15 protein-coding genes are annotated in these 14,638 nt (G+C 72.7%); 10 read left to right on the forward strand and 5 right to left on the reverse strand.

Annotated features, from left to right (window positions below; all coding sequences use genetic code 11):
* Positions 1-145 precede the first annotated feature (145 nt).
* Positions 146-1,087, forward strand: coding sequence for an NAD(+) diphosphatase (gene nudC, locus ACF1AL_RS24940; protein ID WP_384206497.1), 942 nt, complete (start codon positions 146-148; stop codon positions 1,085-1,087).
* Positions 1,088-1,173: 86 nt separating this feature from the next.
* On the opposite strand, the gene ACF1AL_RS24945 is transcribed toward nudC, so the two are convergent.
* Complete coding sequence (locus ACF1AL_RS24945) at positions 1,174-1,416, reverse strand: mycoredoxin (protein ID WP_189942747.1); 243 nt, start codon at positions 1,414-1,416, stop codon at positions 1,174-1,176.
* A 207-nt stretch (positions 1,417-1,623) separates the two neighbouring features.
* On the opposite strand from ACF1AL_RS24945, the gene ACF1AL_RS24950 reads away from it, so the two are divergent.
* The 5 genes from ACF1AL_RS24950 (at position 1,624) to ACF1AL_RS24970 (ending at position 5,580) form a co-directional block, all read left to right on the forward strand.
* On the forward strand, positions 1,624-3,843 hold the full coding sequence (locus ACF1AL_RS24950) for an ATP-dependent DNA helicase UvrD2 (protein WP_391827441.1): 2,220 nt from the start codon (positions 1,624-1,626) through the stop codon (positions 3,841-3,843).
* 165 nt (positions 3,844-4,008) lie between these two features.
* A complete protein-coding gene (locus tag ACF1AL_RS24955; protein ID WP_366838366.1) occupies positions 4,009-4,335 on the forward strand; it encodes a hypothetical protein in 327 nt (108 codons plus the stop codon).
* Between the two features lie 174 nt (positions 4,336-4,509).
* Positions 4,510-4,875, forward strand: coding sequence for a WhiB family transcriptional regulator (locus ACF1AL_RS24960; protein ID WP_366838364.1), 366 nt, complete (start codon positions 4,510-4,512; stop codon positions 4,873-4,875).
* The gene (locus ACF1AL_RS24965; RefSeq protein WP_366838362.1) at positions 4,872-5,195 is read left to right on the forward strand and encodes a hypothetical protein; all 324 of its coding nucleotides are present in this window, start codon (positions 4,872-4,874) and stop codon (positions 5,193-5,195) included. Before ACF1AL_RS24960 ends, ACF1AL_RS24965 begins: the two co-directional genes overlap by 4 nt.
* A gap of 163 nt (positions 5,196-5,358) precedes the next feature.
* Positions 5,359-5,580, forward strand: a complete 222-nt coding sequence (locus ACF1AL_RS24970; protein WP_384206503.1) for a hypothetical protein — start codon at positions 5,359-5,361, stop codon at positions 5,578-5,580.
* Positions 5,581-5,650: 70 nt separating this feature from the next.
* On the opposite strand, the gene ACF1AL_RS24975 is transcribed toward ACF1AL_RS24970, so the two are convergent.
* Together ACF1AL_RS24975 and ACF1AL_RS24980 are read right to left on the reverse strand one after the other, a co-directional pair.
* Positions 5,651-7,018, reverse strand: coding sequence for an AarF/ABC1/UbiB kinase family protein (locus ACF1AL_RS24975; protein WP_366838360.1), 1,368 nt, complete (start codon positions 7,016-7,018; stop codon positions 5,651-5,653).
* The gene (locus ACF1AL_RS24980; RefSeq protein ID WP_391703350.1) at positions 7,011-8,237 is read right to left on the reverse strand and encodes a TOMM precursor leader peptide-binding protein; all 1,227 of its coding nucleotides are present in this window, start codon (positions 8,235-8,237) and stop codon (positions 7,011-7,013) included. Before ACF1AL_RS24980 ends, ACF1AL_RS24975 begins: the two co-directional genes overlap by 8 nt.
* A 292-nt stretch (positions 8,238-8,529) precedes the next feature.
* On the opposite strand from ACF1AL_RS24980, the gene ACF1AL_RS24985 reads away from it, so the two are divergent.
* The 4 genes from ACF1AL_RS24985 to ACF1AL_RS25000 all read left to right on the forward strand — a co-directional run bounded on the left by ACF1AL_RS24985 (position 8,530) and on the right by ACF1AL_RS25000 (position 12,425).
* A complete protein-coding gene (locus tag ACF1AL_RS24985) occupies positions 8,530-9,126 on the forward strand; it encodes a M48 family metallopeptidase (RefSeq protein WP_391703353.1) in 597 nt (198 codons plus the stop codon).
* A gap of 132 nt (positions 9,127-9,258) precedes the next feature.
* Positions 9,259-10,959 carry a TerD family protein gene (locus tag ACF1AL_RS24990; protein WP_391827443.1) on the forward strand — a complete coding sequence of 567 codons (1,701 nt, stop codon included), beginning with the start codon at positions 9,259-9,261 and terminating at the stop codon, positions 10,957-10,959.
* A 12-nt stretch (positions 10,960-10,971) separates the two neighbouring features.
* Entirely contained in the window at positions 10,972-11,652 is a 681-nt protein-coding gene (locus ACF1AL_RS24995) for an AIM24 family protein (RefSeq protein ID WP_366838356.1), read from the forward strand.
* A gap of 17 nt (positions 11,653-11,669) precedes the next feature.
* A complete protein-coding gene (locus ACF1AL_RS25000; protein WP_366838355.1) occupies positions 11,670-12,425 on the forward strand; it encodes an AIM24 family protein in 756 nt (251 codons plus the stop codon).
* 63 nt (positions 12,426-12,488) lie between these two features.
* Here the strand turns inward: ACF1AL_RS25000 and ACF1AL_RS25005 are convergent, their stop codons facing one another.
* Both ACF1AL_RS25005 and ACF1AL_RS25010 read right to left on the reverse strand, forming a co-directional pair.
* Positions 12,489-13,010, reverse strand: a complete 522-nt coding sequence (locus ACF1AL_RS25005) for an NUDIX hydrolase (protein WP_386418533.1) — start codon at positions 13,008-13,010, stop codon at positions 12,489-12,491.
* Positions 13,007-14,455: a zinc-dependent metalloprotease gene (locus tag ACF1AL_RS25010; protein WP_384206516.1), complete on the reverse strand. Its 1,449-nt coding sequence runs from the start codon at positions 14,453-14,455 to the stop codon at positions 13,007-13,009. Before ACF1AL_RS25010 ends, ACF1AL_RS25005 begins: the two co-directional genes overlap by 4 nt.
* Positions 14,456-14,638 lie beyond the last annotated feature (183 nt).

The following is a 14,638-nucleotide window of genomic DNA, read 5'->3' on the forward strand; positions in this document are numbered from 1 at the left end:
GTGCACCCGACCGCGCGCCCCGCCGCCGGAGGCACACTGTAAGCACCGCCCGCCGAGCCCGCCCGGACCCGGTCGCCGCCTGCCGTACGAACCGCTGAACCGCCCGCCGACCCAAACCGTTCCACCGGGGGAGTTGGAAGCACCCGTGACCACCTGGACCGACCGCACCGCCGACCGACCCATCTCACTGACCGCGCCCAGCGGCATCGACCGGGCCGCCCACCACCGGCTCGACGAGGCCTGGCTCGCGGCGGCGTGGAGCCACCCCTCGACCCGCTGCTTCGTGGTCTCCGGCGGCCAGGTCCTCATCGACGAGACGCCCGACGGCCGCACCGAACTGGTGATGACGCCCTCCTTCGAGGCCCCGCTCACCGAGGCGCACCGCTACTTCCTCGGCATCGACGAGGACGGCGTCAGCTACTTCGCGCTGCAGAAGGACGCGCTGCCCGGCCGCATCGACCAGTCCGCGCGCCCGGCGGGCCTGCGCGAGGCCGGGCTGCTGCTCTCCCCGCGCGACGCGGGCCTGATGGTGCACGCCGTCGGCCTGGAGAACTGGCAGCGCACCCACCGCTTCTGCTCCCGCTGCGGCGAGCGCACGGTCATCGCCGCCGCCGGGCACATCCGGCGCTGCCCCGCCTGCGGCGCCGAGCACTACCCGCGCACCGACCCGGCCGTGATCATGGCGGTCACCGACGAGGAGGACCGCATCCTGCTCGGCCGCCAGGTGCACTGGCCCGAGGGCCGCTTCTCGACCCTGGCCGGCTTCGTCGAGCCGGGCGAGTCCATCGAGCAGGCCGTGCGCCGCGAGGTGCACGAGGAGGTCGGCGTCAGCGTCGGCCAGGTCGAGTACGTCGCCAGCCAGCCCTGGCCGTTCCCGTCCAGCCTGATGCTCGGCTTCATGGCACGCGCCACGTCGACCGCCATCGACGTCGACGGCGACGAGATCCACGAGGCCCGCTGGTTCTCCCGCGACGAACTCACCGCCGCCTTCGAGGCGGGCGAGGTCATGCCGCCGTACGGCATCTCCATCGCCGCCCGCCTGATCGAGCTGTGGTACGGCAAGCCGCTGCCGACGCGCAGCGTCTGAGGCCGTACGGCACGACAAAGGGGTGGCCGTCCCGCACCGGGACGGCCACCCCTTCGCTCTGAGCGCTCACGCGCGCTCGGGAACCCTCACGCGCCGATCTTCTGCTTCACCTGGGCCAGCGACGGGTTCGTCAGCGTCGAGCCGTCGGGGAAGAGCACGGTCGGAACCGTCTGGTTTCCGCCATTGGCCTTCTCGACGAAGGCCGCGGACTCCGGGTCCTGCTCGATGTTGATCTCGGTGTACGCGATGCCCTCGCGGTCCAGCTGGCTCTTCAGCCGGCGGCAGTAACCGCACCAGGTGGTGCTGTACATCGTCACAGTGCCCAGCATGTCTTCGCGCTCCTTCAGCGGCTCGGGGATCACGCTCGCTAGGGGGAGAACGTACTTGAAACCGCCACCATTCCCGCCGCCCCCGACGGCCCGAGGGTGACCCCGGTCGCATCGACGAGGGTGACCCCGGTCGCATTGATACGACTGCGGCCCCCTGCCTGTGGACAACCGCCGCACCCGCCTCCCGCGGCCTGGCAGCATGGTCGTGTGACAGCAGCAACGCACTCCTCCCTCTTCCCGCAGGTACCGGACTCCCCGGACGCGGTGCTCGAAGGGCTCGACCCCGAGCAGCGCGAGGTGGCGACCGCCCTGCACGGACCGGTGTGCGTCCTGGCCGGTGCCGGTACGGGCAAGACCCGGGCGATCACCCACCGCATCGCCTACGGGGTCCGCGCCGGCATCCTGCAGCCCTCCAGCGTGCTCGCCGTCACCTTCACCAACCGCGCGGCGGGAGAGATGCGCGGCCGGCTCCGCCAGCTCGGCGCCCAGGGCGTCCAGGCCCGCACCTTCCACTCCGCCGCGCTGCGGCAGCTGCAGTACTTCTGGCCGAAAGCCATCGGCGGCCAGATGCCCCGGCTCGTCGACCGCAAGATCCAGCTCGTCGCCGACGCGGCCGCCGCCTGCCGCATCCGCCTCGACCGGGGCGAGCTGCGGGACGCCACCGCCGAGATCGAGTGGTCCAAGGTCACCCAGACCGTCCCCGCCGACTACCCGCCCGCCGCCGCCAAGGCCGGCCGGGAAACCCCGCGCGACCCCGCCGAGATCGCCCAGCTGTACGCCGCCTACGAGGACATCAAGCGGCAGCGCGCCGTCATCGACTTCGAGGACGTCCTGCTGCTGACCGTCGCCGTCCTGCAGGACCGGCAGGACATCGCCGAGCAGGTCCGCGCCCAGTACCAGCACTTCGTCGTCGACGAGTACCAGGACGTCAGCCCGCTGCAGCAGCGCCTGCTGGAGCTGTGGCTCGGCGACCGGGACGACCTGTGCGTTGTCGGGGACGCCAGCCAGACCATCTACTCCTTCACCGGAGCCACCCCCGACCACCTGCTCGACTTCCGGCTGCGGCACCCCGGCGCCACCGTCGTGAAGCTGGTGCGCGACTACCGCTCCACCCCGCAGGTCGTCCACCTCGCCAACGGGCTGCTCGCCCAGGCCCGCGGCCGGGCCGCCGACCACCGCCTGGAGCTGGTCTCCCAGCGGCCGGCGGGCCCCGAACCGGTCTTCACCGAGTACGGCGACGAGCCCGCCGAGGCCGAGGGCTGCGCCCGCCGCATCCGCGAGCTGCTGGAGGCGGGCGTGCCGGCCGGCGAGATAGCGGTCCTGTTCCGCACCAACGCCCAGTCCGAGACCTACGAGCAGGCCCTCGCCGACGCCGGCGTGCCCTACCAGCTGCGCGGCGCCGAGCGGTTCTTCGACCGGCCCGAGGTGCGCAAGGCGGGCATGGCGCTGCGCGGCGCCGCCCGCTTCGGGGGCAACGACTCCGCCCTCGACGAGGCCGTCGACCTGCCCTCCCAGGTGCGGGCCGTGCTCTCCGGCGAGGGCTGGACGCCTCAGCCCCCGGCCGGCTCCGGCGCGGTCCGCGAGCGCTGGGAGTCGCTGGCCGCCCTGGTGCACCTCGCCCAGGACTTCGCCGCGGCCCGGCCCGGCGCCACCCTCGCCGACCTGGTCGCCGAGCTCGACGAGCGGGCGCAGGCCCAGCACGCCCCGACCGTGCAGGGCGTCACGCTGGCCTCCCTGCACTCCGCCAAGGGCCTGGAGTGGGACGCCGTGTTCCTGGTCGGCGTCGCCGAGGGCATGATGCCGATCACCTACGCGCGCACCGACGAGCAGATCGAGGAGGAGCGCCGCCTGCTCTACGTCGGGGTCACCCGCGCCCGGGAGCGACTGCACGTGTCGTGGGCGCTCTCCCGCTCACCGGGAGGCCGGCCCAATCGCCGCCCCAGCCGGTTCCTGGACGGGCTGCGCCCCGGTTCGTCGGGCGCCGCCGGCCGCGCGGGCGCGGGCGGCACCGGCGGCGTGGAGCGCGGCTTCGGCGGGGGCGGCCGTACCCGGGCGGAGCCCGTGGCCCGGCGCAGAGTGCGCACCCCGGCCCGCTGCCGGGTGTGCGGGCGCACGCTCACCGACGCCGGCGAGATGAAACTGATGCGCTGCGAGGACTGCCCCTCCGACATGGACGAGGGTTTGTACGAGCGGCTGCGGGAATGGCGCGCTGAGCAGGCCCGGCTCAGCGGCCAGCCGGCCTACTGCGTCTTCACCGATCGCACCCTGATGGCGATCGCCGAGAACGTGCCCGACGACGAGCGGGAACTGTCCCGCATCCCCGGCGTGGGCGCCCGCAAGCTGGGCCGCTACGGGGCCGATGTGCTGGCCATCTGCGCAGGCCGTGACCCGCAGGAAGAGGGGGCGACGGACGAGATCGGCGACTGATGCCAACTCGTCGAAAAAATAGTTTGCGCATGCCCCAGCAATCCCCATAGGTTCTTACGCACGGGGACAGCGGCCTTCTCGAAGGCCCTGATTCCGTGTTGTACTTGCATACCCGAAGACCGGTTCACACACCGGTCCATGAGACGCCGAGAGGAGGCGAGTCCAGTGATCAGCATCAACGCCCACTACACCAGCACCACGGCCAAAATGACCGATCTCTCGGCCGTCTCCCTGTGCATGCTCGGCGCCTCGAACCAGGGCACCGGTCTGTCCGGCATTCGTGCCGTCCGTCCGGCGTCCTCCGTCGCCCCCGCGGGTCTTCCTGTCCGCGAGCGCGATGAGCGACCGACCAAGGCACTGGAAGCGGCAGTAGTGGCACAGGCGCAGGCCTATGCCTTTACGGCGACCGGTGCCGGTATCCGGAAGCAGACGACGCACCACCACCTGATGTGGGCCTTCCGTGGGCCTGAACCCTGGAGTGATCCAGCCTGATCTTCGATCAGGCCGGCGCCTTCAGGGCCGCGGAACCCCATCCGGGATCCGCGGCCCTTCTGTTTTCCCCGAACGGGGACGGCAGAGCGAAGGGGCCTCGGGACAAGAAAAGAACCCGGTACCAGCCGCCACCCGGCCAACAGGCCGGAAACGACCAGACGAGGAAGACGAACCGTGCAACTCGAAGCGCACGCCCCGTCCGTACCGCCTTCCGACACGATCCCCAAGCCCGGCCCCACGGAGGACTCCTTGACCCCGCTCACCGCGCTCACCGCGCTCGACGACGCCATCGAGAACCTCGGCGTACCCGTCCCGTGCCGCTCCTACGACCCGGAGGTCTTCTTCGCCGAGTCGCCCGCGGACGTGGAGTACGCCAAGTCCCTCTGCCGCACCTGCCCGCTGATCGAGGCCTGCCTCGCCGGTGCCAAGGAGCGGCGTGAGCCCTGGGGCGTCTGGGGTGGCGAGCTGTTCGTCCAGGGTGTCGTCGTCGCCCGGAAGCGGCCGCGTGGCCGCCCGCGCAAGAACCCGGTCTCGGCATGAACACCGCAGGAACGATCGACCGCCCCCTCACGCACGACCCCGCAAAGCAGGCCCCGATGAAGCCGTCCACCAGCGAGCCCACCGGCTCCGTGATCGAAGACGTCACCACCACCGGCGCGACCGACTCGCGTCAGAACAGGACCCGAGAGATGCAACTCATCCCAGAAGCCCTGGCACGTGCGCATATGCACGAGCGGCTGCAGGAGGCCGAGCGGGACCGCCTGGCCGTGCGCCTGGCGGCCGCCCGCCGGATGCAGCGCCGGGCGGAGCGCGCCTCGCTGCGTGCCCGCCGCGCGCTCGCCATGGCGGTGATGCAGTGACCCGGTGATGCCGGGTCACCACCGTCGCCCGCCGGCGGCACTCCTGACCGCGGCGGCCTTCCTGCCGGAAGGCCGCCTCCTCGCGGGGCCGGTCCGTCCACACGGACCGGCCCCGCGGGCGTTGTGCCGGGCGATCGCCGGGCCGCGGAGTTATCGTCACCGGATGACGAGCCTTCCCGGCAGCGGTGACAGGGGCGAGGGGGCCGGCTCCCGGGCGGAGCCCCGGCCGCCCGTATGCGCCCGCTGCGGCACCACGGCCACCGAACAGCAGCCCACCACCTGGACCTTCTCCGTCGAGAACGGCGTCGGCCGCTACTTCTGCGACGTCTGCTCCCGGGAGAACCTGCGCGCCATCGAGGGACGCCTGGACTCCTCCTGGTGGTGACGGGCCCCGCCCGGCCGTGACCGCGGCGCGCCCGTAGGGGGCGTCTCGGCGATCACGCTGTGCCCGCCCGCTATGCCTGTGCCGCCGTCTCCCCGTCCGCGGGGTCCTCCGGCACGAACCCCGGCAGCCACTCCTCCAGCTCGTCGCGCATCCGGACCGTCGCCCCGAGCTGGCACAGCACACCGATGGTGCTCAGCGTCACCCGGTGGATCAGCAGATAGGCCGGCGGCAGGTTGAGCCGCTTGCCCAGCTGGTAGGCGGGGGAGCGGGGATCGGCCACCCGGGCGGCCTGGCTGCGCATCCAGCCACGGGTGAAGGTGAACTCCTCGACCCGGGCCGGCTCGATGATCGGCAGCAGGTAGTCCAGGACCGCGTCCGGGTCCAGGTCGATCGACTCCTTGACGAAGCCCTCCGCGCACAGCAGCTCGTAGACCGCCTCGGCCTCGCCGTCCAGCGTCATCCGCAGGGAGTCGCCGATCGGGGTCGGCAGCCCGCCCGGCAGCCGGTCGACCGTGCCGAAGTCCAGCACGCCCAGGCGCCAGTCGTCCTCGCCGCCGGGACCACCCGGCAGCAGACGGAAGTTGCCCGGGTGCGGGTCGGCGTGCAGCAGGCCGGTGCGGGCCGGACCGGAGAACAGGAAGCGGGTCAGCAGCTGCCCGGCGCGGTCCCGTTGCTCCGGGGTGCCGTCGGCGATCACCTCGGACATCGGGATGCCGTCCATCCACTCGGTGACCAGGACCTGGTCGCTCTGGTGGACGACCGCCGGGACGACCACGTCCGGGTCGCCGGCGAACTCCTCCGCGTGCGCCTGCTGGGCCTGCGCCTCCAGGCCGTAGTCCAGCTCCTCCGACACCCGGTCCTTCAGCTCCGCGATCAGCGGCTTGATGTCCATGCCGGGGATGAGCGGGCCCAGCAGCTTGGCGAACCGGCTGAGCTGGTTGAGGTCGGACAGCAGGGCCTCGCCGGCGCCCGGGTACTGCACCTTGACCGCGACCTCCCGGCCGTCGTGCCACACCCCGCGGTGGACCTGGCCGATCGAGGCGGCCGCGGCCGGCTTGTCCTCGAACTCCTCGAAGAGGTCGCGCCAGTCCTCGCCCAGCCGCTCGCGCAGCACGGTGTGCACCGTGCGGGTCGGCATCGGCGGCGCCGCGTCCTGCAGCTTGGTCAGCGCCGCGCGGTACGGTCCGGCGATCTCCTCGGGCAGCGCCGACTCGAAGACGGACAGTGCCTGCCCGAACTTCATCGCGCCGCCCTTGAGCTCGCCGAGCACCTTGAACAGCTGCTCCGCGGTGCGCTGCTGCAGCTCACGACCGACGATCTCCGCGGACTCGCCCACGATCCGCTTGCCCAGCCCCCAGGTCGCCCGGCCCGCGAAGCCGAGCGGGAGCGCGGCGAGCTTGGCGGTCCGGGTGACCGCCTTCCGAGGAAGATCAGACATGCGCCCTCCAAGTCCCAGCCGGCCGCGCCGCGCGTGCCTGACGGCGTACCCGAGTAGACGACCGTTGCACAGCCATTGTCTCGTGCGCTTCCCCGTCCTCCACGGCGCGTTCCCCATCGGCTTTCGTCGAGCTTCTTGGCGCGGCCCCACAGGTGCACTCCGGATGCGGCCACACCGGTCGCGCGTGCCACTGCAGTCCCGGCAGCGACACCTGCCACCGAGTGTCGGCCGCGGCGGTGGAGCGCCGGTCGAGGAAGGCGAGCGCGTGGGCCGCGGTGAGCCCGGCGACGGTGGTGGCCAGGGCGACGTCACAGGGCGGCGCGGGGCGCCGGCGTCCGGACCGCCACTGGGCGATCATCCGGGGCCAGGCCGGGTCCCGGTCGGTTCGGGAGAGGTCCAGGCAGCCGGCGCAGGCACTCTCCCCGGGCAGGACGAGCGGGCCGACGACACCGGTCGCCTCCACCACGCCCGCGTACAGATGAGGGGTGCCGGACGCGACGAGGGCGTCCGCCGAGGCGGGGGCCGGCGCGTGCACGGCGACGTCGTCGCGCGGGGCGATGATCACCAGCGAGAGTCCCGGTTCGCCGTCCTCCCGCAGGCGGCCGGGGGAGCGGCGCGGCGGCCGGTCGGGCGCGGCGCGGCGCGCGGCGCGGCGGGCGGCCTCGTCCCGGCGTTCGCCGACCGCCTCCGGCGGCAGACCACCGGGGGCCACGTCCCACGGCTCGACCGGGCCGGTGTCGCGGACGTCGACCTCGCCGACGCCGGCCGCGGACAGCAACGCGGCCACGGCCGCGCCCACCCGCCCGGCTCCGCGGACCTGCACCCGCAAGGCGCGGCGCGCGGCCAGCAGCCGGATCGCCTCGCCCGGCTCGGACGTCGTCAGCGACAGCGACTGAAGGTCCGGCCGGAGCCGGTCGAGGACGTCTTTTCTGGCGCGCAGCGCGTCCGCGGCCTCCCCGCCGCCGCGCGCGTCGTCGAGCAGACCGGCCTGCGCCAGCCGCTCCACCAGCCGGTCGACATGGCCGTCGGGCAGGTCCATGCGGGGCGCCAGCTCACGCAGCAGGGGCAGTCCGCGGGTGCCGTCGAGCAGGTCGAGGAAGCTGCCCGTCGCCGTGTCCACCGGGCCGAGCGTCATCGCGTGCGCCGGTGTCATCCCGAACTGCACGGTGTTCAGATCGCGCCAGCCGCGCCGCAGCGCGGGTTTCACCACTGGATGCATGACAGGCCCCCGTAGCCCGAGAAGGTCGACTGGTGCAGGGAGCGAAACGCCCGTGAGGTCACGGATCGCCCCCGTACGCCGGCGGGGCGGGGGCGTGGGGGCGTCCTCACCCCGCCGACGCATGCCAGCATGCCGGGCCGTGCCACCCGGCGCCGACGGTTGTCCACAGGCCACGGGATTCGTCGTACTTGTCGTACATCTCAGTCGTACTAATCCGGCGCTCGGTGGGGCGTGGCGACAGATGCGTTCCCGAGCCGGGACTTCCGCCGTGGGCAGCGGGTAACGTCGGGGCGTGTCCGCCGACCCCCTGCAGCGCGCAGCAGCGCCCCAGCGCAGTACGACGAGCCCGTCGGCCGGCGGCCCGGGGACGAGCGCGATCGAGGTGCGCAGAAGCAGTCGCCGGCGCCGGACGGTCTCCGCCTACCGCGAGGGCGACCGCACCATCGTGCTCATCCCCGCCCGCATGTCCGAGGCGGAGGAGCGGCGCTGGGTGAACGTCATGCTCGACAAACTGGCCGCCCAGGAGAGCAAGCGCAGACTGGGCGACACCGAGCTGGCCGAGCGCGCCGAGCGGCTGTCGGCGCAGTACTTCGACGGCCGCGCCCGCCCCACCTCCGTGCGCTGGGTGACCAACCAGAACACCCGCTGGGGCTCCTGCACCCCGGCCGAGGGCAGCATCCGCCTGTCGCACCGGCTGCAGGGCATGCCCGAGTACGTCGTCGACTACGTCCTGCTGCACGAACTCGCCCATCTGCTGGTGCCCGGTCACGGCCCCCGCTTCTGGCGGCTGCTGGAGGCCTACCCGCGCACCGAGCGGGCCCGCGGCTACCTGGAGGGCGTCGTCGCGGCCGACCGGCTGCCGCACGTGCCCGGCGCGCGCGGAGAGTGAGCGCGCCGGTCGTCTGCGCAGCAGCCCGGTCGTCGTTGTGTAGCGGGTCTGTACCGGCTTCCGCCGATGTCCGGGTTTGCCGTTAGCCTGGCGCGACGCACTCGTATTCGGGATGGGGGACGGTCGTAACGCATGCCCAGGGAATTCCAACGCGGCCACAAGGCCAGGATCAGTGACCTCACCGCGGGCACGGATCTGTACGTCGGCGTGCAGATCTCCGGCCCCGGCCTGAGCTTCGACATCAGCTGCTTCGGTCTCGACGCCGGTGAACGGCTCTCCGACGACCGGTACTTCGTCTTCTTCAACCAGCCGAAGTCCCCGGAGGAGGCCATCCAGCTGCTGGGCCCGCAGGCGGGCGACACGGAGTCCTTCCGCGTCACGCTCGACCGCATCCCCCCGCACATCCACAAGCTGTCCTTCACCGCGACCCTCGACGGCGCCGGACAGATGGCGCAGATCGGCCCGGGCCACCTGCGCATCGTCGCCGGCGGCGAGGAGGTGGCCCGCTACGCCTTCAGCGGCGCGGAGTTCTCCACCGAGCGGGCCGTGATGCTCGGCGACATCTACCTGAAGGACGTGTGGCGCTTCGCCGCCGTCGGCCAGGGCTTCGACGGCGGTCTGGAGGCGCTGCTGAAGAACTTCGGCGGCGAGGTGCTCGACGAGGAGCCCGCCGCTGCCCCGCAGCAGCCGCAGACCGGCGCCGCCCCCGGCTTCGCGCCCCCCGCCCAGACCTCCGCGCCGCCTGCGTTCGGCGCCCCGTCGGGACCCGCCGCGACCCCGGCCCCCGCGCCCGCGCCGCAGCCCGCAGCGCAAGGCTTCGCGCCCCCGCCGGGCGCCACGCCGCCCCCGGCCCCGGCGCCCGCGCCGTCCGTGCACGCGCAGCCCACGCTCATCGCGCCGATGACGCCGCCGAGCGGCACGCAGACGCCCCCTCCGCCGCCCCCGCCGGCCCCCTACCCGGGCCCGAACGTCCCGCACGGCCCGCACCCCGGGCAGCCCGCGATGCCGCCGCCGCCCGGCTACGGCCAGCCGCAGGCACCGCACGCCCCCGCCCCGCCGCCCGGCTACGGCCAGCAGCCGCCCGCGCCCCCCGGCTACGGCCAGCAGCCGTCGTACGGTCAGATCCCGGGCCAGCAGCAGGGATACGGCGTCCCGCAGGGCACTCCTCAGGGCCCCGGTGTGACCGCCGCGCTCCAGCAGTTCAAGGAGACGCCGGCCGGTCAGCGCTGGACGCAGCAGAACAAGAAGCTGGTCCGCGTCGACCTCGGCATCGGCGGCCAGCCCGTGCTCGCCCGGCAGGGCAGCATGGTGCTGTACCAGGGCAAGGTGGACTTCAGCTACAAGGGCGCCGGGTTCGCCGGGCGGATCGTCGGCAACGCCACCGGCCAGGAGATGCAGCTGATGCGCTGCACCGGCCAGGGCCAGGTGTTCCTCGCCGAGAACTCCACCCATCTGCACCCCATCGAGCTCCAGGGTGACGCGATCTGCGTCTCCGCCGAGAACGTCCTCGCCTTCGACGAGAGCCTGCAGTACGAGGTGCGCCGCATCGAGGGCCACGGCATCCCCGGCGGGGCGCTGTTCACGATGCAGTTCCAGGGCACCGGCACCCTCGTCGTCAAGACGCACGGCGTGCCCGTCGTCCTGCCCGTCACGCCCACCACGTTCGCCGACTGCAACGCCGTCGTGGCCTGGTCGGCGGCCTCCCAGGTCGTCGTCTCCAGCCAGGTGCGCATGCGCCGCAACGCCTACCCGGGCGACACCGGCGAGAGCGTGAACCTCCAGTTCCGGGGCGCGCCCGGCAACTTCATCGTCGTCCAGCCGTACGAGGTCTAAGGGGAGCCCGTCATGAACCAGCCGCTCGCGGGCTTCGCTCCCGCACCCGTCACCGCCCGCATGGAGAACCACGGCGACCACATGCTGAAGGTCGCCCTGCAGTCCGGGCACGACCTCCTCGCGCGCGTGGGCTCGATGGTCGCCTACGAGGGTTTCATCCAGTACGAGCCCAACCCGCCGGCCGTGCGGCAGATCGCCCGGGACTGGATCACCGGCGAGGGCGCCCCGCTGATGAAGTGCTCCGGCGACGGCCTGCTCTACCTCGCCGACTACGGCGCGAACGTCGTCGTCATCCAGCTCAACGGCGACGGCATCTCCGTCAACGCCACCAACCTGCTCGCCTTCGACGCCCATCTGACGTGGGGCGTCGAGCGGGTCAAGGGGCTGGCGAAGTTCGCCGGGCAGGGCCTGTGGAACACGAAGATCTCCGGGCAGGGCTGGGTCGCGCTCACCTCCCGGGGCAAGCCCATCGTCGTCGACTGCGGCGGCGGCGAGGACGAGACCTACGTCGACCCGGACGCGCTGGTCGCCTGGTCGCCGAACCTGAAGGTGAAGGGCAAGCGCAGCTTCAAGGCGCAGTCGCTCATCGGCCGCGGCAGCGGCGAGGCCTACCAGATGGCCTTCTCCGGCCAGGGCATCGTCGTCGTCCAGCCCAGCGAGGACAGCACCGACCGTCTCCGGTTCCGGGGCTGAGGGGGAGCCAGAAAGCCATGCAGAGCCCGCTTTTCGTCCACAACGACCTGCAGACCGCCGAGCGCTGGAGCCTGCAGAACAAGCAGATGCTGCGCGTCACCCTGGAGGGCCACGACGACATCCTGGCCCGGAAGGGCTCGATGGTCGCCTATCAGGGGCTCGTCGAGTTCGACGCCGAGTACCGCAGCAACAGCCAGGCACGCGCGCACGCGTACACCGGCGAGGGCCTGGACCTGATGCGCTGCCACGGGCAGGGCACGGTGTACTTCGCCAACCTCGCCCAGCACATCCACGTCATGGACGTGGAGCAGGACGGGCTGACCGTCGACAGCTCCTACGTCCTCGCCATGGACTCCTCGCTGCACCACGAGGTCATCGCCGTCGACAGCCTCTACGGCATCTCCGGCTCGGGGAAGTACCAGCTCAACATCACCGGGCGCGGCAAGGTCGCCCTGATGACGTCCGGGGCGCCGCTGCTGATGCAGGTCACCCCCGACAAGTACGTCAACTGCGACGCCGACGCCATCGTCGCCTGGTCCACCGGGCTGCGGGTGCAGATGCAGGCGCAGACGCACTCCTCGGGCGTGTGGCGGCGGCGCGGCTCCACCGGTGAGGGCTGGGAGCTCAGCTTCATGGGCACCGGGTTCGCGCTGGTGCAGCCCAGCGAGCTGCTGCCGCCGCAGAACGCCCAGATCGGGCAGGGCCTGGCCGCGCAGTTCGGCATGGGCCAGCACGGGGCGCGGGGGCAGAACCAGGGCAACGTCTGGAGCTGACCGCAGCCGAGCAGACGCGAGGGGCGACCGTCCATGACGGTCGCCCCTCGCACACGTCCGGGCTCAGAGCCTGGCGCGGGTCGCCTCCAGGAGGCGTACGACCGATTCGTCGGCCACGTCAGCGACCTCGTCGTAGGCGTACCAGCGCAGGTCCAGGGACTCGTCGCTGATCTGCTGCACGGATCCCGGCGGGGCCAGGACCGCGTACTGCACGTCGAGGTGCCAGTGGCACGGTGGCGGGATCGGGTGCCGGTCCAGGCGCACCGGGCCGCCCGGCAGCAGCGTCAGGCCGGCGATGCCGGACTCCTCGCCCGCCTCGCGCAGGGCAGCGGCCGCCAGGGTGGCGTCCTGCGGCTCGCAGTGGCCGCCCATCTGCAGCCACATGCGCAGCTTGCGGTGCAGGGTCAGCAGCACCCGCCCGTGATCCGGGTCGATCACCAGCGCGCTCGCCGTGAGGTGGCCGGCCTCGCAGGCCTTCCACATGCCGTCCGGGTGGGCGGCGAGATGGTCCAGGTAGACCTGGCGCAGCTCTTCCTGGCCCTCGTACCCCTTCAGGACGAGGACCGCGTCGTCGTACAGGCTCACTCGGTGTCGTCGCCGCCCTCGGGCTTGCCGTCCTCGGCGCCGTCGTCCTTCTTGCGCAGGTCGGGGCCCTGGCCGCCGGCCGCCTCGCCGAGCATCTTGTCGAGCTCGGAGAAGTCGATCTGCTCGCGGTGCACGAAGCCGTCCGGGTCGTCCAGGTCGGTGGCCGTGGGCAGCATGTCCGGGTGGTGCCACAGGGCATCCCGGCCGTCCACCCCGCGCGCGTCCGTGAGCGAGGCCCACAGGCGCGAGGCGTCCCGCAGCCGGCGCGGACGCAGCTCCAGGCCGATCAGCGTGGCGAACGTCTGCTCGGCCGGGCCACCCGAGGCGCGGCGGCGGCGCAGCGTCTCGCGCAGCGCGTCGGCGGACGCCAGACGCGGCTTGGCGGCCGCGTGGACCACCGCGTCCACCCAGCCCTCCACGAGCGCCAGAGCGGTCTCCAGGCGGGCCAGGGCGGCCTTCTGCTCGGGGGTGTCCTCCGGCTGGAACATGCCCTGCTGGAGTGCCTGCTGCAGCTCCTCGGGGTTCTGCGGGTCGAACTGGCCGACCACGTCCTCCAGCTTGGCCGTGTCCACCTTGATCCCGCGCGCGTAGCCCTCGACCGCGCCGAACAGGTGCGAGCGCAGCCACGGCACGTGCGCGAAGAGGCGCTGGTGGGCGGCCTCGCGCAGGGCGAGGTACAGCCGCACCTCCTCCTGCGGGACGCTCAGGTCCTTGCCGAAGGCCTCCACGTTCAGCGGCAGCAGGGCCGCCTTGCCGGCCGGGCCCAGCGGCAGGCCGACGTCACTGGAGCCGACGACCTCGCCGGCGAGGACGCCGACGGCCTGCCCGATCTGCGTGCCGAACATGGCGCCGCCCATGGAACGCATCATGCCGATCAGCGGGCCGGCCATGGCCTGCATCTCCTCCGGCAGGATGTCGCCCATGGCGCCGCCGACCCGCTCGGCGACCGGGTCGACGAGCTCCTTCCACGCGGGCAGGGTCGCCTCGACCCACTCCGCGCGGCTCCACGCGACGGCGGAGGCGGAGCCGGACGGCAGCGACGTCGCGTCGTCCAGCCACAGGTCCGCCAGGCGGACGGCCTCCTCCACGGCCCGGCGCTCGGCGGGGCCGACGCTGGCGTCCTTGGAGCCGTCCGGGGTGCCCTGGGAGACCGTCTGGCGGGCGATCTGCTTGGCCATGTCCCAGTTCACCGGGCCGCCCTCGTAGGAGAGCATCTGGCCCAGCTGCTGGAACGCGGCGCCCAGGTCGGTGGGGTTCAGTGAACCGAACATGGCAGCGAGCGGATTGTCCGCGCCGCCTCCCAGGCCTCCGGCACCGGGCAGCCCGAAACCGAAGGGGTTGGACGGTCCCTGACCACCACCGCTCTGCTGGTCCTTCTTCTTGCCCTCGTCGCCGTCTTCCGGCTCCTCCGGCGGAAGGCCGAATCCGAATGGGGTGTCACTCACGGGATTCCTCGGCTGGTAAGGCCGCCGGTTCTCTCCCCGACGGCACGACTGCCCGACAACACCACCCAGCGTAGACACCGCGAGCCGTTCGGGCCTCGGTGCTTCGCCCAGTGAACGCCTGCGGCAGGATGGATGCCACCTGGTACGTACGCGTCATTTGCGCTCGTATGAAGACAACCGCTG

It is taken from the genome of Streptomyces sp. NPDC014801, assembly GCF_043082085.1.
Lineage (GTDB): Bacteria > Actinomycetota > Actinomycetes > Streptomycetales > Streptomycetaceae > Streptomyces.